Here is a 2,791-nt window from a genome sequence, read left to right as displayed (position 1 = left end):
CATGCTGATCGCCGATCGTCTCTCCATCGCCCGCGGCCGCACCGAAGTGCTGCGCGGGCTCTCGCTGCGGCTCGTGCCGGGCGCCGTGACCGCCTTGCTGGGCCGCAACGGCGCCGGCAAGAGCACCCTGCTGGAGGCGCTGCTGGGCTTTCGGCGCGGCGGCCGGCAGATGCGGGTGCTGGGCGCGCCGGCACGCCGCTTCATGGGCGATACGGCCGCGCTGCGCCGGCTCGGCGCGCAACTGCAGAAGGTCGACTATCCCGATCACATGCGGGTCGGCGAGATCGTCGCCCTGCATCGCGCGATGTACCGGCGCGTGGACGAGACGGTGAGCGCCGCGCTCGGCATCCCCGAGCTGCTCGCCAAGCCCTGCCGCGCGCTCTCCAAGGGGCAGCGCCAGCGCGTCGACCTGCATGTGGCGCTCGCCCACCGGCCCGAGCTGGTGGTGCTCGACGAGCCCTTCACCGGGCTGGATCGCCGCTACACGGGCGAGGTGATCGAGTTGCTGCGCGCACCGGCCGGCAACGGCGCACCCGCCAGCGTGGTGATGATCTGCCATTCGGCGGAGGAACTCGCGATCGTCGACGACCTGGTCTGGGTGCGCGACGGCGGGATCCGCTACCAGGGCACGCAGGCCGCGCTGAAGGCCTCCCTGGTGGGCGAGGCGCGCGCGGTCCTGCATTGCGACAACCGCCTCGAGAGCGAGCAGTTGCAGGCACGGCTCGCGAGCCTGCCGGGGGTGGTCAACCAGCGCGCGCGCGGCGAGCTGGCGATCGAGGTGTTCGGCGACGCCTCGCTGCATCCCGCCGTGCACGCGCTGGTCGGCGAGCAGCGCATCCAGCATCTCGAACTCGCGCCCAGCACGGCGGCCGACCTGCTGCGCGTCTGCACGGAGGGCCCGCGCGATGACTAAGGTATTCGCCATGCTGGTGCGCAACGAGCTGCTCGGCTTCTTCCGCAGCCGCGCCTCGCTGTTCTGGACCCTGGTGTTCCCGGTGTTCCTGCTCAGCGTGATGCTGTTCGCGTTCGGCGGCTCCGGCTCGCTCGGCGCGGTCGACGTGGTGTTCCTCGCGCCGGGCGGCGCCACGCCCTATCGCGCCGCCTGCCAGGCCGCCGTCACCGAGAGCCTGTCGCGCAGCGACACGGTGCGCGCGAGCTTCGGCGCGCCCGGCGCCGCGCCCGCCGATCGCCTGGCCGTGACGCTCGGCGCCACGCCGCAGCAGGGCGCCACGGTGCGCTACGACTTCAACGGCTCGCTGGGCGTGCGCGCCGCCTCGCGCATCGTCGAGATCGCGCTGGCGCGCTGCGCGGCGACGCGGCTCGGGCTGCCGGCCATCGCCCCGGTGCACTTCGAGAACAGCGCGCCGGCGCGCCGGCCGTTCGACTACGGCAGCTTCTTCGCCACCGGCATCCTGGTGATGTCCTTCATGGCGATCGGGCTCAACTCGACCGCCACCGCGATCGCCGCGCTGCGCGAGCGCAACACCTTCAAGCTCTATGTGTGCTTCCCGGTCTCGCGCGGGATGTTCGTGGCGGCGCTGATCGTCGCGCGGATGGCGATGATGGCGCTCTCGGCGCTGGTGCTGCTGGCGGTGGCGCGCTTCGCGTTCGGCATCGCGCTGCCGATCGTGACCCCGGCCGGGCTGCGCGCGCTGCCGATCGTGCTGCTCGGCGCGGCCATGGTGCTCAGTTTCGGGGTGCTGCTGGCGAGCCGCGCGAAATCGCTGGCCGCCGCCGAGCTGGCCTGCAACGTCACCTACTACCCGCTGCTGTTCTTCAGCGACCTGACGATCCCGATGCACGACGCGCCGCACTGGATCAAGGCCTCGCTGGCCTTCCTGCCGACCAACCAGTTCGCCGTGGCGCTGCGCGGCGTGCTGATCGACGGCGCGTCCTACGGCCCGTTCCTGCCCCAGCTGGCGGGCATGGCGCTGGCCACCCTGCTGTTCCTCGGCGTGGCCGCGCGCACCTTCCGCTGGCACGACGCATGAACGCGAGCGCGCCGAGCCCCGCGCCGGCGCGCCCGCTCGCGGGCCGGCGCCGGCCCTGTCCGTTTCACCGCAGTCATCCGATGGAGAATGCCTCATGACGTCCCGCACCAACCCCCTCGTCGATTACCTGATGCACGCGAGCAACTTCCTGCCCGCCATCGTGTTCCTGTTCTACGGCCGTTTCGGGCCCGGCACGGCCGACCAGCGCTGGACCACCGCCTTCGTGATCGGCGGCGTGCTGGCCGTGTTCCACGGCGCCTGGCTGCTGCGCCGCGCCCAGCGCAACAGCATCGCGATCGGCGTCGATCTCTACCTGCTGATCGGCGGCGCGCTGGCCCTCGCCTCGCCGCGCGGCAGCGAGCTGTGGGGCGAGCAACTGGGGCCGGCCGCGATGCTGGTCTGCGTGCTGGTGGTGGGCATCGTCCATACCGCCTGGTCGGCGGGCGGCTTCGTCGACATCGCCCCGGCCGATCGCGCGCGCGTGCGCTCCCTGTCGCTGGTGATGCTGGCCGTCACGGTGGTGGCGCTGGCGGTTTCGGTCGCCATGCGCCACAGCCCGCTGTGGGGCGGCGTGGTACCGCTGGTGGCGCTGGTGGTGGTGCGCGGCCGGCTGCGCCGCCAGCTCGCGCAGGCGAGCTGAGCATGGACGCGCCCGTCGCCGATCGGCGTATCCAGGCCGGCGCGCTCGCCGCGGCACTGGCAGACGGCAGCGGCCAGGGCTGGCTCGACGGCGAGGCCGGCGCGCCCTACCTGGCCGACCTGTCGCATCACGCCGGCAGATCGGAGGAGCGTCGTGTAGG

The 2,791-nt window shown here is 72.8% G+C and carries 3 protein-coding genes; all 3 read left to right on the top strand.

The window, feature by feature from the left end; all coding sequences use genetic code 11:
- The coding region (locus F3J18_RS36480; protein ID WP_166917000.1) for an ABC transporter ATP-binding protein at window positions 1-913 on the top strand (913 nt) is incomplete at its 5' end.
- On the top strand, window positions 906-1,991 hold the full coding sequence (locus F3J18_RS36475) for an ABC transporter permease (RefSeq protein ID WP_025101071.1): 1,086 nt from the start codon (window positions 906-908) through the stop codon (window positions 1,989-1,991). The genes F3J18_RS36480 and F3J18_RS36475, both read left to right, overlap by 8 nt.
- Before the next feature lie 94 nt (window positions 1,992-2,085).
- Entirely contained in the window at window positions 2,086-2,631 is a 546-nt protein-coding gene (locus tag F3J18_RS36470; protein WP_025101072.1) for a hypothetical protein, read from the top strand.
- The last annotated feature ends 160 nt before the right edge of the window (window positions 2,632-2,791 follow it).

Origin of the sequence: Burkholderia sp. Ax-1720 (assembly GCF_011753035.1) — a bacterium.
Taxonomy (GTDB): Bacteria; Pseudomonadota; Gammaproteobacteria; order Burkholderiales; family Burkholderiaceae; genus Burkholderia; species Burkholderia gladioli.
Note: the sequence above shows the minus strand (reverse complement) of the source record. Positions and strands in the feature narration are given on the sequence as shown.